Raw genomic sequence first — 17,307 nt, forward strand, 5'->3', positions numbered from 1 at the left:
GAGGAGACCTCCCATGAAGCGCTTCGCCGCCCGGTACGCCCAGCCTGCCAGTCTTCTGATCCTGAGCTGCACCATCCTGTTCGGCCTGCCGCTGGCCGTCGGTCTGGCCGGGATGCTGCTCGGGGCCGGGGCCCTGTTCATTCCGGCATCGTGGGAGACCTGAGGCCTTCCCGGTTCCGGTCCGCGTCTGCTACCCGGGCGGGATGAAGCCGCCCAAGGCCCGTTCCAGACCTGCGCCGAAACCCGCGCCGAAACGCCCCGCCGTCATGACCGGGGCGATGGTCCCCGTGCTGGGCTGGCCGCCGGACGAGGACCGGGTTGAGGCCATCTTCGAACGGCTGGCGCGGATCATGCCCGAGCCGAAGACCGAGCTCAGCTTCTCCAGCCCCTATACGCTGGTGGTCGCCGTCGCCCTGTCGGCCCAGGCCACCGACGTTGCGGTCAACAAGGCCACGGACAAACTGTTCGCGGTCGCCGACACGCCCGCGAAGATGCTGGCGCTGGGGGAGGCGGGGCTGGTGCCCTTCATCGCCTCCATCGGCCTGTACCGGAACAAGGCGAAGAACGTCATCGCCCTGAGCCGGATCGTGCTGGAGCAGCATGGCGGGGAGGTGCCGCTGAACCGCGCCGACCTCCAGGCCCTGCCCGGCGTCGGCCGCAAGACCGCCAGCGTGGTGCTCAACGAACTGGGCATCGAGGCGGCCATCGCCGTGGACACCCACGTCTTCCGCGTCTCGCACCGGCTGGGCCTGGCCAATGCCGCCACGCCCGACAAGGTTGAGGCCCAGCTGTTCCGTGTGGTGCCCGAGCACTGGCTGCCCAAGGCCCACCACTGGCTGATCCTGCACGGCCGCTATGCGTGCACGGCGCGCAAGCCGAAATGCAGCGCCTGCGTGATCAGCGACCTGTGCCCGAGCCGGGCGGGGTTAGCGGCGCTGGGGGAGGCGGGGTGAAGGGGTGATTGGTGGTTGGTGATTGGCGAGGGAGGGGTCGACCACTCTGCGAAGCCAGAACCGCTGGTGCCCTCAACCAACCACCAACCACCAATCACCAATCACCAATCACCCAAGCCGCGCCCGCACCGCCGCCGCGAACCGCTTCCCGCCCTCCGGTGCCGAGGCCAGATAGAAGTCCGGCTCGATCAATTCCGCCTCCATCAGCAGCCAGCCGCCGTCGGCGTCCGGGGCCATGTCGATGCGGGCGTAGAGCAGGTCCTCGCCGATGGCGGCCAGCGTCTTCTCCGCCAGCGCCAGCGCGGCTGCCGGGGGCTCGGGCAGGGCGACATAGCCGCCGCCGTACTGGACCTGCACCCGGAACTCGCCCGGGACCGGCCGTTTGTTGACGACGTGGCTCAGCTTCCCGCCGAAGAAGAGCAGGGAGGTTTCGCCCTCGGTCTCGATCGACGGCAGATAGGGCTGGATCATCGCCGGGCCCTCGGGCGCCCCGACCATGGGCTCGCCCCGGGCCAGCCGCAGGGTCTTGTGGGCCCCGCCCGAGACGCGCGGCTTGACCACGATCTGATCGACACCGAAGCGATCGAAGGCGGCATCGGCGTCGGCCTGCGTCGGGCCGTCGATCCAGACCGTGTCGGGCATGGCGATGCCCTGTTCGGCCAGCCGGCCCAGATAGGATTTGTCCGAATTCCAGGCGAGCACCGACGACGGGTTCAGCATCTTCACCCCCGCCGCTTCCCAGGTCGCGCAGGCCTGCATCCAGCGGTCGTGGTCGCGGTGATAGCCCCAGGCGATCACCGGCAGGACCAGCGGAAACCGCATCAGGCCGGAGGCGTCCGCGATGTGGTCGGTCCAAGCGGTCGGAACCGCCGTCAGTCCGGCTGTGGCGAGGGCTTCTGCCAGCCGCTCCAGCACGCCGGGCCACTGGCCGGCATAGGAGGGGTCGGCGGCATCGGGGGTCAGGACGGCGATCTGGGTCATGGCGGACTCATAGCGAAGCGGCGGCAATCGCATAAGGCGTTCCTTATGCTTTTCGGATGACGCGGGGCCGGCTGTCCGATAAGGGCCGCCCATGACCCAGAACCCAACCTATGACGTCTGCGCCGTCGGCAACGCCATCGTCGACGTCCTCGCCCCCTGCGACCCCGCCTTTCTGACGGCCCAGGGCCTGACGCCCGGCTCGATGCAGCTGGTCGATGCGCAGCAGAGCGCCGCCCTCTACGCCGCCATGGCCGCGGGCGTTGAGGCCTCGGGCGGGTCGGCGGGCAATACGGTCGCCGGCGTCGGCAGCTTCGGCGGCCGCGCGGCCTATATCGGCAAGGTGGCCGATGACGTGCTGGGCGGCGTCTTCACCCATGACATCCATGCCGGCGGCGTCCATTTCGAGACTCCCGCGCTCCGGGACGGCGCCGTCCATGGCCTGGCCACCGGCGTCTGCATGATCAACGTCACGCCCGACGGCCAGCGCACCATGTGCACCTTCCTCGGTGCCGCCAATCAGCTTCAGGCCGCCGACATCGACGCGGCCCTGATCGGTGCCTCGGCCATCGTCTATCTGGAAGGCTATCTGTTCGACCCGGCCCCGGCCCGCGCCGCCTTCGAGGCCGCCGCCGCCGCCGCCCACGCCGCCGGACGCAAGGTCGCCATCACCCTGTCCGATACCTTCGTCGTCGCGCGCTGGCGCGCCGAGCTTCTGGCCTTCATCGAGGCCTCGGCCGACATCGTCCTGGCCAATGAGGGCGAACTGGCCGCCCTGTTCGAGACCGAGGACTTCGACGCCGCCGCCGCGCAGCTCGCGTCCATGGTGGACGTCGCCGCCATCACCCGCGGCGAATCCGGCTCGGTGGTCGTCTCGGGCGACGAACGCGTCGCCATCGCCGTCGTCCCCGTCGACAAGGTGGTCGACACCACCGGTGCCGGCGACCAGTACGCCGCCGGCTTCCTGCTGGGCGTGGCGCGTGGCCTGTCACTGGAAGACGCCGGCAAGCTCGGCTCGCTGGCGGCGGCAGAAGTCATCGCCCACTGGGGGCCAAGGCCGATGACCTCGCTGGAAGCGCTGGCGAAGGATGCGGGGCTGACCCTCAACCCCGCCTGATCGTCACATACAGCGCGCCATCCCCGCCATGATGGCGAGCGGCGGCCGCGAACCCCGACACCACACCGCGCAAGGCCGGGGCCTGCAGCCATTCATGCACCGAGGCCCGGATCACGCCCGTGCCGCCGCGCCGCCCCTGGCCCGTCACGACCAGCACCGAGCGATAGCCCCGCGCCTGCGCCCCCATCAGGAAGGCCGTCAGGGCGTCCTGGGCCTGGAAACGGCCGTAGCCGTGCAGGTCGATCTTCGCCTCGATCGGATCGCGCTCGCGTGACAGCCGGCGCTGGCGGCGCGGCTCCAGCTCTTCCGGGTGGCCGCGCGGCCGGAGCGGTGCCTGCACCGGCGGGCTCCAGGCCGGGGCGGCGGGCCGGGGCCTGGCCAGACCACGCGGCAGCGGTGCCGCGGGCGGATCGACCACGGCGGCACCTGGAATGACCAGGGCCGCCTTCTTCGGTTTGGCCGGCGTGACCGATCCGGCGACGCGGGCCCAGATGCGGCGGTCGTCGGGGCTCAGGTCGTCGCGGCGGCTCATGTCGTGCCGGGGGCGTTCCCGTCCGGATCCTCATCCGAGCCGACGTCCTGCGGCCCCGGGGCCTGGACCAGCAGGTCGCCCGGTTGGCAGTTCAGCTCGCGGCACAGGGCGTCCAGGGTCGTGAACCGGATCGCCCGCGCCTTGCCGGTCTTGAGGATCGACAGGTTGGCCAGCGTCACGCCGACGCGGTCGGCCAGCTCGGTCAACGACATGCGCCGTTCGAGGAGGATGCGATCAAGCTGTACGCGGATGGCCATGGGGGTTCTCTAGCTCAACCCGATCAGATCGTCAGTTCAGATTCGCGCCGCAGCCGGGCGCCTTCGCGGAACACCTCGGCGAGGACGAAGACGACCAGAACCGAGAAGGCGGGGGTGACGAGGTCGAACAGGCTGGGCGGCTCGAGCGACCCGCGCACCAGCCGCGATACCAGGGTCTGGCCGGTCCAGGCGCCGCCGGTGACCGTGGCCAGGGTCAGGCCGATCTGCTTCAGCCGGCTGACATTGGCGGGCTGGAAGGGGTCGCCGATCCTCAGGCTGAAAACGATGCGGCGCAGATGGCGGAGGATCAGGGCGAAGCCGGCGAAATAGCCGGCGAAGGCGCCGACCCCGAAGAGGGCGTAGGCGCGCGGAATGGGCACGCTGGTGCCGCCGTCTTCCGAGGTCGCGGTCAGGTCGAGCGGACCCATCGGAATGAAAACGAGGAAAAGAAAGACGAGGAGGGCGGCGCAGGTCAGCAGCGCCAGGATCCAGAAGGCGGCCCCGAGGGCGACGCCGAGCAGGCTGGACATGGATCCGGGACCGAGGGCCGGAAGGGCCGGGGTCCGGACGAAAGGCACGCGGATCCCGATCGAAAGCGATTTCGGGAAGCGCATGGGTCGACCTCTCTGCTAGCGGGCCGGTCGGCGGGGCGACGATGCCGCGCGGGGTCCGGCGAACCCGCACGCGGTCTTATTCTTCGCGATTGTCATGCCGATCGTCAAAGCTCCTGTGAGACTTTGTTGGTTTGGCCTGTCGCCCCTGGGGCGACTCCAGGCCATGTAGTCCGGTCGCCGTTCTGGCCGGTGTGGCCAGAGCGGGATCAGAAGGCCTGGATCAGGGTGGTGATCAGGGCGGTCGGCAGGGCGGCGAGCAGGAAGGCGTTGAGGATGCCGTGGCCGACCTTCTCGATGAAATAGGAAGCGTTCATGGTGTTCATAGTCGTTCTCCGTTGGTCCTGAGCGAGGGATGTTTTCACCCCTCTTTTGTTATTCCGCTGCATCGATATTGCCGGTTTCGGCTCTATCGGGGAACGTCGCGGCGTCCGTCCGTGAAGACATAGATAGGACATGCCTAACCGAAAGGCACGTTACATATCGTTTAACGATATTAAACTTTGGCAATGGATTGTTTCGGAGCGCGTGGTCAGTATGAAACTGAAGCTTATCAAGGGGATGCGGCTCGTCGTGGCCACCCACAACCCCGGCAAGGCCGTCGAGATCGACGCCCTTCTGGACGGACATTACGACGTGGTCACCGCCGCCAGCCTGAATCTGCCCGAGCCGGACGAGACCGAGAGCACCTTCGTCGGCAACGCCCTGCTCAAGGCGCGCCATGCGGCCGACCGTTCCGGCGAGGTCGCGCTCGCGGACGACTCCGGCCTGTCGGTCGCGGCCCTGGACGGTGCCCCGGGCATTTTCTCCGCGCGCTGGGCCGGACCGGACAAGGATTTCGCCTTCGCCATGCGCCGCGTCGAGGAACGGCTGGAGGAAACCGGCTCGTCGGATCGCCAGGCCTGGTTCACCTCGGCCCTGGCCGTGGCCTGGCCCGACGGCCCGGCGGTGGTGGTCGAGGGCCGCGTCGACGGCCTGCTCACCTTCCCTCCGCGCGGCGACCGCGGCTTCGGCTACGACCCCATCTTCATCCCCGAAGGCCAGACGCAGACCTTCGGTGAGCTGGATCCGGCGCTGAAGGATTCGATCAGCCACCGGGCGGTCGCGTTTGCGAAACTGAAGGCGGCGTTGATGGAAGGGTGATTAGTGGTTGGTGACTGGTGTGGCTGGATCGCCGCTGCCGATCACCGCCCAAGCACCGGCACCTGCCCCCGCCAATCACCAGCCACCAACCACCAATCACCCCATGCCCTCCGTTCCAGATCCCGGCTCCGACCTCGCCCTCTACGTCCACTGGCCGTACTGCGCGCGCATCTGTCCCTATTGCGACTTCAACGTCGTGCGCGACCGGGGCAGGGTTGAGGAGCAGGCGGCGCTGGCCGCGGCCATCCTCGCCGACATGGAGGCGCAAGGCCGGCTGACCGGCCCGCGCCGTCTGGCCTCCATCTTCTTCGGCGGCGGCACCCCCTCGCTGATGGCGCCCGAGGCCGTGGCCGCCGTCATCGACCGCGCCCGGACCCTGTTCCCGCCGCGCGGCCCGATCGAGATCACGCTCGAGGCCAATCCCACCGACGCCGAGGCCGCCCGCTTTGCGGCCCTGTCGGACGCCGGGATCAACCGCCTGTCGATGGGGGTACAGGCGCTGGACGACGCCGCGCTCGCCTTCCTCGGCCGCAACCATTCAGCGGACGAGGCCCGGCGCGCCGTCGCCGTCGCCGCCCGCGCCTTCCCCCGCCTGTCCATCGACCTGATCTATGCCCGGCCCGACCAGACCGTCGACAGCTGGACCGCCGAACTGACCGGGGCCATCGACATGGGCTTCGAGCACGTCTCGCCCTATCAGCTGACCATCGAGCCCACGACCGCCTTCGGCCGCGCCGTGGCCCGTGGGGCCTGGACCCCGCCCGACGAGGACCTCTCCGCCGCCCTCTATGAGACGACGCAAACCGTGCTCGAGGCGGCGGGCTTCGACGCCTATGAGGTTTCCAACCACGCCCGGGGCGAGGCGGCCCGCTCGGCGCACAATCTCCACGTCTGGCGTGGCGGTGACTATCTGGGCCTCGGCCCGGGCGCGCATGGGCGGCTGACCCTGGAGGGGTCGCGCACGGCGACCGTCGCGCACCGGGGCATCGGGGACTACGTCACCGGCGTGGCGGCCGGCGCGCCTTGGAGCGAGCGGGAGACCCAGTCGGCGCGCGACGCGGCCGAGGAGAAGGTGCTGCTGGGCCTGCGGACGGTGGAGGGTGTGGACCGCGCCACCTTCGCGGCTCTCGACCTCGATCCGGACGATCTGGTCACGGGCGGCTTCCTCGCCGTCGATGGAGACCGAATCGCCGCGACCCCGAAAGGACGCCCCGTGCTGGATGGGGTTCTCAAGGCGCTGCTGGTCTGAATGAGACCTTGAGGGGATGCGCCCCCTCGGGCACGGTCCCGCCGATGCCTGATCCGTCCGTCTTTCCGCCGACCGCCCCGCCCCCGCGCCCCGTCGCGTCGGGCCTCTATCTGGTGGCGACGCCGATCGGGAACCTCAGGGACATGACCCTGCGGGCGCTCGATGTGCTGGCCGCCGCCGACCTGGTCCTGGCCGAGGACACCCGCGTCACCGCCAAACTGCTGTCGGCCTACGGGCTGAAGGCAAAGCTGGAGCGGTGCGACGACCATGCCTCGGCGCGGGCCGCCGAGGGCGCGATCGAGCGGCTGCGGGCCGGCGAGGTCGTCGCCCTCGTCTCCGACGCCGGCACGCCGATGGTCAACGATCCCGGCTTCGTCGTCGCCCGGGCCGTGATCGCGGCGGGCCTGCCGGTGCATCCGATTCCGGGCCCGTCCAGCCTGTTGGCCGCCCTGTGTATCGCCGGCCTGCCCGCCGACCGCGTGCTGTTCGCCGGCTTCCTGCCCGCCAAATCCGGTGCCCGCCGCGCGGCGCTGGAAGAGGTGCGGACCGCCCGCCAGACCCTGGTCTTCTTCGAGAGTGGCCCCCGCCTCGCCGACAGCCTCGCCGACATGGCCGCCGTGCTCGGCCCGCGCCCCGCCGCCGTCGCCCGCGAACTGACCAAGATGTACGAGGAGTGCGTGCGTGGCTCCTTGGCCGAACTGGCCGGCGACCCGCGCTGCCAGTCGCCGAAGGGCGAGATCGTCATCGTCATTGCCCCCGGCGAGACGGAGGTCGCCTCTGAAGCCGATGTCGACGCGGCCCTCGCCGAAGCCATGACCCGCCTGCCGCCCGGCGAGGCCGCGGCGGAGGTGTCGAAGGCCCTGAACCTGCCGCGCAAGCCGCTCTACAAGCGGGCGCTGGAGATGCAGGGCCGGTGAGCCCGAAGCGGCCCCCGACGAAGGTCCGGGCCCCGAAGGTCGTTCGGACCAAGCGCGGCTGGCGTGTCGCCCTCGGGGCCGTCTCCCACCGGCTTGGCCACCGTTCGGAATGGCTGGCCGCCGCCTGGCTGATGGTCCGGGGCTATCAGGTGCTCGGTTTCCGCCTGAAGACCCGCGCCGGCGAGATCGACATCCTCGCCCGCCGCGGCAAGGTGCTGGCCGTGGTCGAGGTCAAGCGCCGCGCCACGCTGGAGGCTGCGCTCACCGCCCTCGGCCCCGACCAGTACGACCGCCTGCGGGCCGCCGGCCGGTCGGTGTTGCGCCAAAGACCCAGCCTGGCCGGTCATGTGCTGCGGATCGATATGGTGGCGCTGGCACCGGGCCGGTTTCCGCGCCATCGTCGCGGCGTTGTCGCCTTCGGGAGGGGCGCTGCATGACCCGCGAAGAAGCGATCGAGGTTCTCACGGAGGCCGGACAGGCCGGGGACGAGGCGTTCCCGCTGCTGGAAGCGGCCATCGCCTGCGCCATCCACGACCAGCCGTTTCGCGACCCCCTGCCGGTCCGCACCCTGGCCGCCCACGCCGCCGAACGGTTGGCCGAGCGGATCGCAAGCGAAGGTCCTGACGAGGCCCTGACCGAGACCATGGCCTCGGACCTGCGTTTGAACGGGGACCTGCTCAACCACGACAGCCCGGCCAATACGGACGTCATCCACGTCGCCGATACCCGCCGGGGCCTCTCCGGCGCGCTCTCGATCTTCTACCTCGACGCGGCGCGGCGGGCCGGCGTGAAGGCACGGGGCGTCGACTTCCCCGGCCATTTCCTGCTGCGGGTCGAGACGCCGGAGGGGCCGGTCGCGCTGGATCCCTTCAGCCAGGGCCGGCTGGTCCTGCCGTCGGAACTGACCCGGCGGGCCTTGCGGGCCGGTCTGACCCCGCACGTGGCCGACCGGCTTGATGTGCTGATGGCTCCGGTCAGCGACCGCGAGGCCCTGATCCGGCTGCAGAACGTCCTGTTCAGCCGGGCCCTCCGCGCGGCGGACTACGAGGGGGCCGAACGCTCGGCCCTGCGCCGCGCCCTGCTCGACCCCGAGGACCACCGCCCCTGGCTGGACGTCGCCGCCGCGCGCGAGAAACAGGGTTCGCTCGCCGGTGCGCTCGAGGCCCTCGCCCGCGCCCGCACGGTCGATGGTCCGATGGAGATCACGCGCCAGATGTCGGTCGATCGGGTCCGGCTGCAGCTGAACTGACGTCGGCTGCGCCGGGTGATTGGTGGTTGGTGATGGGTGGCAGGCCACCGCCGGTGCGGGGGCGCGAACTGCGCCGCCGTTCCGCTGACAGCGAGGCGGCAATCACCAACCACCAATCACCAGCCACCCCTTCGCTCGCCGCCGAGGGTTGCGCTCACCCCCGCGGCTGCCCATTAGCCAAGCATCCCCCGCTTGGAAGGACATCCCATGCTCAGAGTCGCGATCCAGATGGACCCCGTCGAGGCGGTCAACATCGAGTCCGACACCACCTGGCTGATGATGACCACAGCCCAGGACCGGGGCCACGCCCAGTGGGTCTATGATGTCCGCACCCTGGCGCTGGAGGACGGCCGCCTGTTCTGTCGCGCCCGCCCGGTGACCCTGCGCCAGACCCAGGGTGACCACGTCACCCTCGGCGAGGAGGTGAAGCTGGACCTCGGCGAAGATGTCGACGTCATCCTGATGCGTCAGGACCCGCCCTTCGACATGGCCTATGTCACCTCGACCTATCTGCTGGAGACGGTGCATCCGAAGACGCTGGTGGTGAACGACCCGGCCGAGGTGCGCAGCGCCCCCGAGAAACTGCTGGTGACGCAGTTCCCCGGCCTGACCCCGCCCACCCTGATCAGTTCCGACCCGGTCGCCCTGGTCGATTTTCACGAACGCCACGGCGATGTGGTGCTCAAGCCCCTGCACGGTGCCGCCGGCTCGGGCGTGGTCAAGCTGAAGGCCGGCGATCCCAATCTCGAGGCCCTGGTCGAGATCCACATGACCGGCAGCCGCGATCCGCTGGTGATCCAGAAATTCATCCCGGCGGTTTCGAAGGGCGACAAGCGGATCATCCTGATCGACGGCGAGCCGGTCGGGGCCATCAACCGTATCCCTGCCAAGGATCAGGTCCGCTCCAACCTCCGCGTCGGCGGCACCGCCGCCCCGGTCGAACTGACGGCGCGCGACCGCGAAATCTGCGCCGCCATCGGGCCAACACTGAAGGCCCGCGGCCTGATCTTCGTCGGCATCGACGTGATCGGCGACTATCTGACCGAGATCAACGTCACCTCGCCAACCGGCGCCCAGCAGCTCAAGGCCTTCACCGGCGTCGATGCGACCGCGCTCATGTGGGATGTGGTGGAGAAGAAGAGGGCTTAGGTCTTGGGGCTGGGGCTGGGGTGCCGGGTTTCAGGGCTTCCGGGCGTGTGCAGTCCTTCCAACTCCTAAGCCCTAACCCCTAAGCCCCAAGCCCCAAGCCCCAAGCCCCAAGCCCCAAGCCCTTCCCCTTGCCAACCGCCACCGTTCGTGGTTCGTTCTTTCTCCCATAGCGGGAGGAAGTGATGCTCGCCAGCGTGGTGACGGTAGCCTTCGAGGGGGTGGACGCCCGGCGGGTGGATGTGCAGGTCCATCAGCTGCCGTCTGGCGACCAGTCGTCCTTCACCATCGTCGGCCTGGCCGACAAGGCCGTGGCCGAGAGCCGCGAGCGGGTCCGTGGGGCCTTCGCCGGCATCGGCCTGTCGCTCCCGCCCAAGCGGATCATCGTCAACATGGCCCCGGCGGACCTGCCCAAGGAGGGCAGCCATTTCGACCTGCCCATCGCCCTGTCCCTGCTGGCCTCCATGGGCGTCATCCCGCCGGACATGCTGGCGGGCTGGGCCGCGGTCGGCGAGCTGGGGCTGGACGGTCGGATTGCGCCCGTCGGCGGGACCCTGCCGGCGGCGGTGGCGGTGGACGCCATGGGGCTGGGCCTGATCTGTCCCGAAGCCAACGGGCCCGAGGCGGCCTGGGCCGGCGACGTCGCGGTGCTGGCACCGCGGTCCTTGATCGGCCTGGTCAACCATTTCAAGGGCACTCAGGTGCTGCGCCGGCCCGAGCCGGGGGCGATGCGGTCCGGCGACCGCGTCCCCGACCTGCGCGAGGTCAAGGGTCAGGAGAGCGCCAAGCGCGCGCTCGAGATCGCGGCGGCCGGCGGCCACAACCTGCTCAGGTTATCTCTTAAACATCCCGACATTCAGCGGGCCGTTTGATCGTGTCTTTTGCGGCCTCCCACAGTGGTTTCGGAAAGCCCAAGGCAGCCGCCCAGTGCTTTGTGAATACCCAGGGCATTTTCCGTTGGCGCAAGGCTTAACAAGCCGATGCCCAATGTCGGATATCGCCTCCACGATAGGTTGGGCCCAATCGGTTGTAAGCTCTAGCCAAAATCACAAAGTTATCCTAAAGTTTCAACCTTATCGGGAGGCCACATGATTTTCTTGATTGCGATGCTTGGAGCACTCGGTGCACCTGAGATCACTCCGTTAACGGACGAAGCGATCGCATTGATTGAACCGGGCTTGACCTGCTCTGCGATCACTGAAACCGGCGACACCGTATTCCTCACCGACGGTGCCTTGGCGCTCCTAGGTATCGACGGGAAGGCTGTGAGAGTGAGCGACACCGATGACACCATGGGACTGCCTGAAGAGTTCTCAGGCGAAAAAATAACATTTAATATTCGACAGACTGGATCGACTATTTTTCTAGAAGAGGAAGAGCGCTCCTATATTCCTGCAGACTTGTTTTTGCAGACGGAGACAGGCACATCGCGGATTGCCGTTCAGTTTTCGTGTAGCTCCTGATTTCGATCAGTCTATCACGGCTGTAATCCTGGCGCGTATTTTGAAAACAGTGATTAAATATGCGGGCAATAGCTCTATTACTTTTTTATCTTGGCGCATGCTCGCCCGACGAAGGTGTGGCCAAGTCTTTTGAGGACAGCGCGGCCATAGGCCAATCCACCTCGGCTGCGGAGCTTGATATAAGCGATGCCGTTCCAGTTTATTGCCTTGATGACACTCAGACGTTTCAGCCTCTGGTCCGCACTAACTATGGGCGCTTAAAGCAGTCTTTCGTGCGCCAGTTCGGCTGGAATTCTTCGCTTATTGCGACATCAGAATCGCTTGGACGGCTAACGTTTTCCGAAACTGGGCTAGCCGATGCCAGGGAGCGGATAAGTTACGACGTCCTGCCACACAACGGCGGGATCGCCCTGCTGCGAATGGACGTCTCATTGGAGGGAGTGTCCGAGATTTCATCTGGGACCAAAATGTGCGGTACCACGTGGGGGATCGTCAACGTCCAGTAGGCATCCAGCCTCCGGTCATCGGCGAACCTGCCGCTCGGACACCGAGTTCGACCGATTTAAGCGAGCAAGTGGTGCACTCGGCTCACACGAAAGCGATGGGATCTTCTGCCATGAAAAAGTCAACGATGATCATCCTGGCCCTCAGCGCTGCGACCGTCATCGGGATCCTTGCCTTCGGCACGCAGCCCGCAAGGGTCGGCGAAGCCTGCATCACGGACGACCTAGTTTATGAAACCAAGGACGGTGTAGTGCATTTTGACGAGAACTCGTCGGAATGCTCTCCAGCCAACGAGGGCATCGCTCCAGTTGGCGAGGTCGTTATACTTGAGCAGCCCGCCGCTTCCGCAGAGACCACCTATTCCATGGAAACAGCACGATAGGGCGGGTTTCTGAACAATAGCGGCGCTCATCTAACCCGGCAAAAGCGCCTTTCAAATCAACCCTCATGTGATCTGACGCCGGGCCTGTGCCGACCAAAGCGCCGGCCAACCGCAGCATCCGAGGCGTTCGCATGACCGACGCAAAGCCGACTCCAAAACCCGCTAGTCCGGCCTTGTTCGCGACGATCCACTTCCAGAGCGACGAGCGTCCCGACGGCTATACGGACGAAGATATCGCCAAGCTGAACGGCCTGGCGAATGGTCGGGGTTCGTCGACCCAATCTAAAGCCAAAGACCCAGCCTAAAATCGATTCTCCGGCGATTTAAGCCCGCCTTCCTTATCTGCCGGGCGGCTCGCCCTGAAAGGTCGAGGACGCCGTTCGATCGCCTAAATTTCAAACCTTACCTCGAGGGTGATTTATTACTCTTGCTGAATGATGATGGTCTGCTCTTGTGCGATCGTCATGATCTAGGTTGAAGTAAATTGGTGATGTTTCGCCAATACATCATAATATTCGAAAGCGGTTTTGGCCATCTTTACTTGTCGCTTTGCTCGGTGCATACGGCGCCTTCTTCAAGTGAGAGGCCCACCATGAGCACTGCCAGCACCCCGCCGACCGCCAACAATCATATCGAAACCCACAATTCGGAGGACGGCGGCGACACGCCGTCAGCCTACCCGGAGATCCCGTCCAGCGACCAAATCGTCGGCGCTGACTCAGGGATGATCAAGCCGCCCGAACGCCCCGATGACTAGTGCCCGGATGGGGTACTTCAGGACCCCATAATCGGGGTTCCTTCCACACACACGCTTCCCGCCGACAGCGCTGATTCTGTGCGGCCTGTGGAGGTGCGCCCGATGCCGTTCCTGACGGCTTTCGCCCCCTGCGACCCGCCATGGATCGCAACGTCCCAGGTGCCTCCATGAGAACCATCGAAATCATAGTCCGGCAGGTCACCAGCCTTGATCCTGCGCTTCGAAGCGAGGCCCTACTGGCAGCCGTCCCGCAAGCGAGGGTCAGGAAGCTGAAGGCCGGTTGCGAGGTCCAGGTTAGTGTCCGGGATCCCGACCCCGGTGCCGTGCCGGACATTGTCTTGCGTTTCGATGCCAGCACACGGGTTGTCGAAGGCCGCTGGACCCAACTGTTTCCCGACATCAACGGGGCGGCGGACATGTTTGAGATTATGGAACGCCTGATCCGGAAGCACATGCTCGTCCGTTCCACATGTCATGTGACGGTCGGCAACCGTAAGGTGCGAAGCATCTACGGCCAGACGTGGCGCATCTCCGAACATCAGTCACTGACGCTTCAGATGACCCAGCCGAGGGTCAGAGTGCTCAGCCGAGAGGTCTCTCTGGTCCACAGTCTGAGACAGGTTGATTCCACAGTGGCCAGCACGCCCGCCCTGTGGGGCGGACATCCCGGCTGAAGACGATCGCACACACCTTGTCGCCGCCCGTTGTGGGCCTGTGACGATACAAGCCACCTAACGAGGCAACCATGAAGTCTCCGAACGCAAACGCCGTCATTCAGACGGCCTACGCTCTCAGTGCTGCGGCAACGTTTGAGAGTGCTCGACGGGCGTTTCCAGCGCTCTGCGCCGCCGAACCAGATGTACTGGCGGGCCGGCTATGTGGCTCGCATGTGCAAGATGCGATCGACCTCCAGCTTTCCTACCGCCAAGGCCTGCTCTCGGAAGTTCGGGTGCGTGCAACGATCTGGTCCGACCGTGATACGGCGAAGGCCGCTAGGGAGCTCCGGCAATACATTTCCCGGGCTTCGGGCCAATCGGTCCAACGGCGCGGCGGCCGCGCTCCTGAAAAAGATCGTTGGACAGTGGGCCACGAGACGGTGGCGCTCGAACTTAGACAGGCCAACGTGGAAGGCTTCCTCCTGGGGCTGGTCATCCTGACCCGGACATTCGACCAGCCGGACGCCGCCCAGGCCTCGAGCGCATCGTTGAGCGGTCTGTTCGGAGCGGCCCCCCGCGCCCCACTCCTCACGTTGCCGGCACGCAATTCACGGCAGGTATTCCCTCAGGCGGTGGACGACAGACCGGTCTGGGGCGAGAAGGTCATTCAGGTTGCGAAACTGAACTGGCCGAGAGCGTGGGCGGATGGGCCATACGTTCCAAAGTGGAAAACTGGTCGCCAGCGTGTTGGGCCTAGTTCAATGCATGTTGACGGTCCCCTGTTTTATCGCAGCGAGTTCGGCGATGCTGGCGGAGAAATAGGCCCCCGGCTCGCGGCGCTGGCGACGGCCTTGGACACCATGGCTGCCCGCAGCGATTGGGAGCCGGTCCGTCATTGTGACGAGGCCGACATCCGTCACCATTCCAGCCGCTGGTGGTGGCTCGGCGGAGGAGTGATGCTGCACGTCTACGTGCAAGAGCGCTCCATGTTCGACCCAAGTTCCTCCCACATCATTATCGACGCCTACCAAGAACTCGACGGGCCGCCGGCGCAGTCGGCGCGGCCGACACCGACGGTTCACGACGTCACCAGTTTGGTTTCCAAGGCGACGAGCCAGGCTCTCGGGTCGACAGTCGACGCTAATTCAGCTGCGGACTAGTACCCCGCTGGCGCTCGTCTGGACGCGGAGGCCTCACGACACGCCTAGTGTTGAAGCGGGGCCGGCATGCGACGCTATCGTTCGCAAGTGGGCCGCCGACGGGGCGCACGTGGAGCCGAAAAAGATCCTTGCTGTCGGGGACAGACGCCTATGATTTTTAGGCGATCTCGGCTATAATATCTGTGTTGGAAATTCGCATTTGCGCCTCCAACCACCCCCTAAATTTATAACCCCACAGGTTCGTTTGAGCCGGCCTTTCGCCGTGCCCAATCCCCTCCTCACATTCACAATTCATCAGCCCCAGCCTTCCCGCTGCGGCCCCATTTTTCATGGCAAACACAAACCCATATTTTCGTCCCAACCAACCCCGCCTCCTTCGTGTTGAGCGGGCCATCTCGTCGTGTCTGGAAACATATCTCGTCACGCTCACCACGAAACGTCGCCTGTCATCCAACACCTTCTCGAATGACGTCCGTGAGACGTTCAATCGAGTGAACGGCAAACTGTTCGGGACCGCCTTCAAGCGGGGGCGCAACGGCGAGAAGGTCCGCCTTCGCAGTCTCGCCGTTCAGGAACTCACGGCTAACGACGGTCTACACACCCACCTACTCGTCGGCGTGCCGGATGACTCCCTCGACCTCCGGGCTACCCCCTGCCCGACACCGGTCCCGGACCTGATCGTGCAGACGTGGATCGCTGGTGACCCCCACTTCCGCCGCCGGGAGGCGCAGGACGTCCGACCGATCACCGACTTCGAGGGCGCTCGAAGCTATATAATGAAGGGCATCTATACGCCGGCCGATTTCGCCGAGCGGTTCGACCCCACCAACACCCACTGATCATTCCGTGGACCCGAGCGACTGTTCATAGAGCCAGCGCTCGGCCCGGAACTTTAATCGTCCCGCTTGGCCAGACACCCGTCCGGCCTTGATTATAAAGTATTGTCTAAAGCTCAAAGAGATTCAGAGAGAGATCCAACATACCTCCATAACTGCTCCGAAGGAGCGTCGACGAGCGAAGCGAGGAGACCACTCCAATAGCTTCAAGATTCACTAGAGATAGAAGACTGGCTCTCGCGGTGGTTGTTGCGTATGGTGGCGGCGTCCGGGGGAGGGCTAATGCGTTTCCAAGTCCTTTGGGTGTGTCTGGCGCTCGCGGTGCCGACGGCGTTCGTTGGCGCTGTCCCGGCCGAAGCGCAGTCGTGAGGCTCCGGCTATTACCGCAATAGCGCAGGCAACTGCATCCCGGTGCCAAGGCGTCCCGGCAGCGGCCAGACCCAAGGTGCGTTGGGCGGGTCTAACGTCCCTGCAGGCGCTACGGCTCGTTGCCGCGATGGGACCTACAGCTACTCCCAGAGCCAGCGTGGAACATGTTCCGGGCACGGCGGCGTGGCTAGCTGGCTGTGAGCGCGAACGGAAACAGCTGGGGTCCCGTGGACCAGTTTAGCGACCGGATTTGACTCTTCTCCGCCCTTGGGAAGATCCACTATTCGTAGGGTTGGCCGCCGCCCCCTTCAGCGATAGGAAGACGACAGATCCCGCCTCCACTAGGCGTTGATGAGCGCCTCCTTGCCCACTGCGGCGAGCGCTCCGGTGAGCCACTCGCGATAGTCGGCGCTCGCGTTCCGAATTTCGTCGGCGATACGGATTTCGGCCAAGTCGAAATCGTTGGGCATCGAGAACCGGATTTCGCGACGAAGCAGTGTCCCCACGAGGTAGTCGTACCCAACGCAATGGTCTTCGTGAAATTCGATGGCGTGGAGCTCGAACTGCCTGGCGATCAGCGGATCGATGATGGAGTAGATGAACTCAAGGGAGAGCCCGCGCAGGTCGCCTTCGTCGGGCTCGCAGAAGTGCTGGATGGCGTTGCGCGCCAATCGCAGGCGCTCATAGCAGTCGGCGTTCGGGATTCGGATTCCGGCGGTCGCCCACAGGACCTGCGGCAGCTTCGCGAAGTCGTGGGTCTGACCCCTCTTCAAGAGCATCTGCAGATCCAGCTCGTCGGCTTGTTTGTCATCGAGGGTCGGCAGATCCTTGAAGATCAGGAGCGGGTGTTCCGACGCGATGATGGCCTTGAGGAATAGCTCGCCGGCGTGGGCGGCGTTCAATATCGACATCTGGGGCCAGTGCTCGTTGCCGGGGTCCGCGAACGCCGCATGCATGTTGGCTTGCGCCAACGCGCCGCTCGCCAGGTACAAGATCCGGTCGGGGATGCCGCGCAGGGCTTCGTTCAT

Annotated in this window: 21 protein-coding genes and 1 pseudogene; 17 read left to right on the forward strand and 5 right to left on the reverse strand. The window is 66.0% G+C overall.

Features of this window, described 5'->3' with window-relative positions:
• Positions 1-13 precede the first annotated feature (13 nt).
• Positions 14-163, forward strand: coding sequence for a hypothetical protein (locus KB221_01605; protein ID WIY69732.1), 150 nt, complete (start codon positions 14-16; stop codon positions 161-163).
• A 40-nt stretch (positions 164-203) separates the two neighbouring features.
• Positions 204-953, forward strand: a complete 750-nt coding sequence (gene nth, locus KB221_01610; protein WIY69733.1) for an endonuclease III — start codon at positions 204-206, stop codon at positions 951-953.
• Between the two features lie 108 nt (positions 954-1,061).
• Here the strand turns inward: nth and KB221_01615 are convergent, their stop codons facing one another.
• On the reverse strand, positions 1,062-1,934 hold the full coding sequence (locus tag KB221_01615; GenBank protein WIY69734.1) for a transporter: 873 nt from the start codon (positions 1,932-1,934) through the stop codon (positions 1,062-1,064).
• 91 nt (positions 1,935-2,025) lie between these two features.
• On the opposite strand from KB221_01615, the gene KB221_01620 reads away from it, so the two are divergent.
• Positions 2,026-3,048, forward strand: coding sequence for an adenosine kinase (locus KB221_01620; GenBank protein WIY69735.1), 1,023 nt, complete (start codon positions 2,026-2,028; stop codon positions 3,046-3,048).
• Here the strand turns inward: KB221_01620 and KB221_01625 are convergent.
• The 3 genes from KB221_01625 to KB221_01635 are packed head-to-tail and all read right to left on the reverse strand — an operon-like array spanning position 3,035 to position 4,367.
• A complete protein-coding gene (locus KB221_01625; GenBank protein ID WIY69736.1) occupies positions 3,035-3,580 on the reverse strand; it encodes a Smr/MutS family protein in 546 nt (181 codons plus the stop codon). The genes KB221_01620 and KB221_01625 overlap by 14 nt on opposite strands.
• Positions 3,577-3,837: a helix-turn-helix transcriptional regulator gene (locus KB221_01630; GenBank protein WIY69737.1), complete on the reverse strand. Its 261-nt coding sequence runs from the start codon at positions 3,835-3,837 to the stop codon at positions 3,577-3,579. The genes KB221_01625 and KB221_01630 overlap by 4 nt, the downstream gene beginning before the upstream one ends.
• A gap of 23 nt (positions 3,838-3,860) precedes the next feature.
• Entirely contained in the window at positions 3,861-4,367 is a 507-nt protein-coding gene (locus KB221_01635; GenBank protein ID WIY69738.1) for a DUF2975 domain-containing protein, read from the reverse strand.
• A gap of 618 nt (positions 4,368-4,985) precedes the next feature.
• Here KB221_01635 and rdgB point away from each other — a divergent pair.
• The 14 genes and pseudogenes from rdgB (at position 4,986) to KB221_01705 (ending at position 15,913) form a co-directional block, all read left to right on the forward strand.
• Positions 4,986-5,591 (forward strand): RdgB/HAM1 family non-canonical purine NTP pyrophosphatase, encoded by a 606-nt coding sequence (rdgB, locus tag KB221_01640; protein ID WIY69739.1) that lies wholly within the window; start codon positions 4,986-4,988, stop codon positions 5,589-5,591.
• Between the two features lie 103 nt (positions 5,592-5,694).
• The gene (gene hemW, locus KB221_01645) at positions 5,695-6,840 is read left to right on the forward strand and encodes a radical SAM family heme chaperone HemW (protein ID WIY69740.1); all 1,146 of its coding nucleotides are present in this window, start codon (positions 5,695-5,697) and stop codon (positions 6,838-6,840) included.
• A 44-nt stretch (positions 6,841-6,884) separates the two neighbouring features.
• Positions 6,885-7,757 (forward strand): 16S rRNA (cytidine(1402)-2'-O)-methyltransferase, encoded by an 873-nt coding sequence (gene rsmI / locus KB221_01650; GenBank protein ID WIY69741.1) that lies wholly within the window; start codon positions 6,885-6,887, stop codon positions 7,755-7,757.
• Complete coding sequence (locus KB221_01655; GenBank protein WIY69742.1) at positions 7,754-8,194, forward strand: YraN family protein; 441 nt, start codon at positions 7,754-7,756, stop codon at positions 8,192-8,194. The genes rsmI and KB221_01655 overlap by 4 nt, the downstream gene beginning before the upstream one ends.
• On the forward strand, positions 8,191-9,006 hold the full coding sequence (locus KB221_01660) for a transglutaminase family protein (protein ID WIY69743.1): 816 nt from the start codon (positions 8,191-8,193) through the stop codon (positions 9,004-9,006). The genes KB221_01655 and KB221_01660 overlap by 4 nt, the downstream gene beginning before the upstream one ends.
• A 207-nt stretch (positions 9,007-9,213) precedes the next feature.
• Complete coding sequence (gshB, locus tag KB221_01665; GenBank protein WIY69744.1) at positions 9,214-10,155, forward strand: glutathione synthase; 942 nt, start codon at positions 9,214-9,216, stop codon at positions 10,153-10,155.
• 182 nt (positions 10,156-10,337) lie between these two features.
• Positions 10,338-10,982 (forward strand): annotated as a pseudogene (locus KB221_01670) (magnesium chelatase domain-containing protein).
• A 258-nt stretch (positions 10,983-11,240) separates the two neighbouring features.
• Entirely contained in the window at positions 11,241-11,615 is a 375-nt protein-coding gene (locus KB221_01675; GenBank protein WIY69745.1) for a hypothetical protein, read from the forward strand.
• A gap of 616 nt (positions 11,616-12,231) precedes the next feature.
• A complete protein-coding gene (locus tag KB221_01680) occupies positions 12,232-12,501 on the forward strand; it encodes a hypothetical protein (GenBank protein WIY69746.1) in 270 nt (89 codons plus the stop codon).
• Positions 12,502-12,632: 131 nt separating this feature from the next.
• The gene (locus KB221_01685) at positions 12,633-12,806 is read left to right on the forward strand and encodes a hypothetical protein (GenBank protein WIY69747.1); all 174 of its coding nucleotides are present in this window, start codon (positions 12,633-12,635) and stop codon (positions 12,804-12,806) included.
• Between the two features lie 287 nt (positions 12,807-13,093).
• Positions 13,094-13,258, forward strand: coding sequence for a hypothetical protein (locus KB221_01690; protein ID WIY69748.1), 165 nt, complete (start codon positions 13,094-13,096; stop codon positions 13,256-13,258).
• Positions 13,259-13,425: 167 nt separating this feature from the next.
• On the forward strand, positions 13,426-13,932 hold the full coding sequence (locus tag KB221_01695; GenBank protein ID WIY69749.1) for a hypothetical protein: 507 nt from the start codon (positions 13,426-13,428) through the stop codon (positions 13,930-13,932).
• Between the two features lie 71 nt (positions 13,933-14,003).
• Complete coding sequence (locus KB221_01700; GenBank protein WIY69750.1) at positions 14,004-15,074, forward strand: hypothetical protein; 1,071 nt, start codon at positions 14,004-14,006, stop codon at positions 15,072-15,074.
• Positions 15,075-15,565: 491 nt separating this feature from the next.
• Positions 15,566-15,913, forward strand: a complete 348-nt coding sequence (locus KB221_01705) for a hypothetical protein (protein ID WIY69751.1) — start codon at positions 15,566-15,568, stop codon at positions 15,911-15,913.
• 707 nt (positions 15,914-16,620) lie between these two features.
• On the opposite strand, the gene KB221_01710 is transcribed toward KB221_01705, so the two are convergent.
• Entirely contained in the window at positions 16,621-17,307 is a 687-nt protein-coding gene (locus KB221_01710) for a hypothetical protein (protein WIY69752.1), read from the reverse strand.

The organism is Aquidulcibacter paucihalophilus (assembly GCA_030285985.1).
Classification (GTDB): Bacteria; Pseudomonadota; Alphaproteobacteria; order Caulobacterales; family Caulobacteraceae; genus Brevundimonas.

Coding starts and splice junctions, on each gene's coding strand:
- KB221_01605 (WIY69732.1), top strand. CDS start 14: ATGAAGCGCTTCGCCGCCCGGTACGCCCAGCCTGCCAGTCTTCTGATC.
- nth (WIY69733.1), top strand. CDS start 204: ATGAAGCCGCCCAAGGCCCGTTCCAGACCTGCGCCGAAACCCGCGCCG.
- KB221_01615 (WIY69734.1), bottom strand. CDS start 1,934: ATGACCCAGATCGCCGTCCTGACCCCCGATGCCGCCGACCCCTCCTAT.
- KB221_01620 (WIY69735.1), top strand. CDS start 2,026: ATGACCCAGAACCCAACCTATGACGTCTGCGCCGTCGGCAACGCCATC.
- KB221_01625 (WIY69736.1), bottom strand. CDS start 3,580: ATGAGCCGCCGCGACGACCTGAGCCCCGACGACCGCCGCATCTGGGCC.
- KB221_01630 (WIY69737.1), bottom strand. CDS start 3,837: ATGGCCATCCGCGTACAGCTTGATCGCATCCTCCTCGAACGGCGCATG.
- KB221_01635 (WIY69738.1), bottom strand. CDS start 4,367: ATGTCCAGCCTGCTCGGCGTCGCCCTCGGGGCCGCCTTCTGGATCCTG.
- rdgB (WIY69739.1), top strand. CDS start 4,986: ATGAAACTGAAGCTTATCAAGGGGATGCGGCTCGTCGTGGCCACCCAC.
- hemW (WIY69740.1), top strand. CDS start 5,695: ATGCCCTCCGTTCCAGATCCCGGCTCCGACCTCGCCCTCTACGTCCAC.
- rsmI (WIY69741.1), top strand. CDS start 6,885: ATGCCTGATCCGTCCGTCTTTCCGCCGACCGCCCCGCCCCCGCGCCCC.
- KB221_01660 (WIY69743.1), top strand. CDS start 8,191: ATGACCCGCGAAGAAGCGATCGAGGTTCTCACGGAGGCCGGACAGGCC.
- gshB (WIY69744.1), top strand. CDS start 9,214: ATGCTCAGAGTCGCGATCCAGATGGACCCCGTCGAGGCGGTCAACATC.
- KB221_01675 (WIY69745.1), top strand. CDS start 11,241: ATGATTTTCTTGATTGCGATGCTTGGAGCACTCGGTGCACCTGAGATC.
- KB221_01680 (WIY69746.1), top strand. CDS start 12,232: ATGAAAAAGTCAACGATGATCATCCTGGCCCTCAGCGCTGCGACCGTC.
- KB221_01685 (WIY69747.1), top strand. CDS start 12,633: ATGACCGACGCAAAGCCGACTCCAAAACCCGCTAGTCCGGCCTTGTTC.
- KB221_01690 (WIY69748.1), top strand. CDS start 13,094: ATGAGCACTGCCAGCACCCCGCCGACCGCCAACAATCATATCGAAACC.
- KB221_01695 (WIY69749.1), top strand. CDS start 13,426: ATGAGAACCATCGAAATCATAGTCCGGCAGGTCACCAGCCTTGATCCT.
- KB221_01700 (WIY69750.1), top strand. CDS start 14,004: ATGAAGTCTCCGAACGCAAACGCCGTCATTCAGACGGCCTACGCTCTC.
- KB221_01710 (WIY69752.1), bottom strand. CDS start 17,307: ATGAACGAAGCCCTGCGCGGCATCCCCGACCGGATCTTGTACCTGGCG.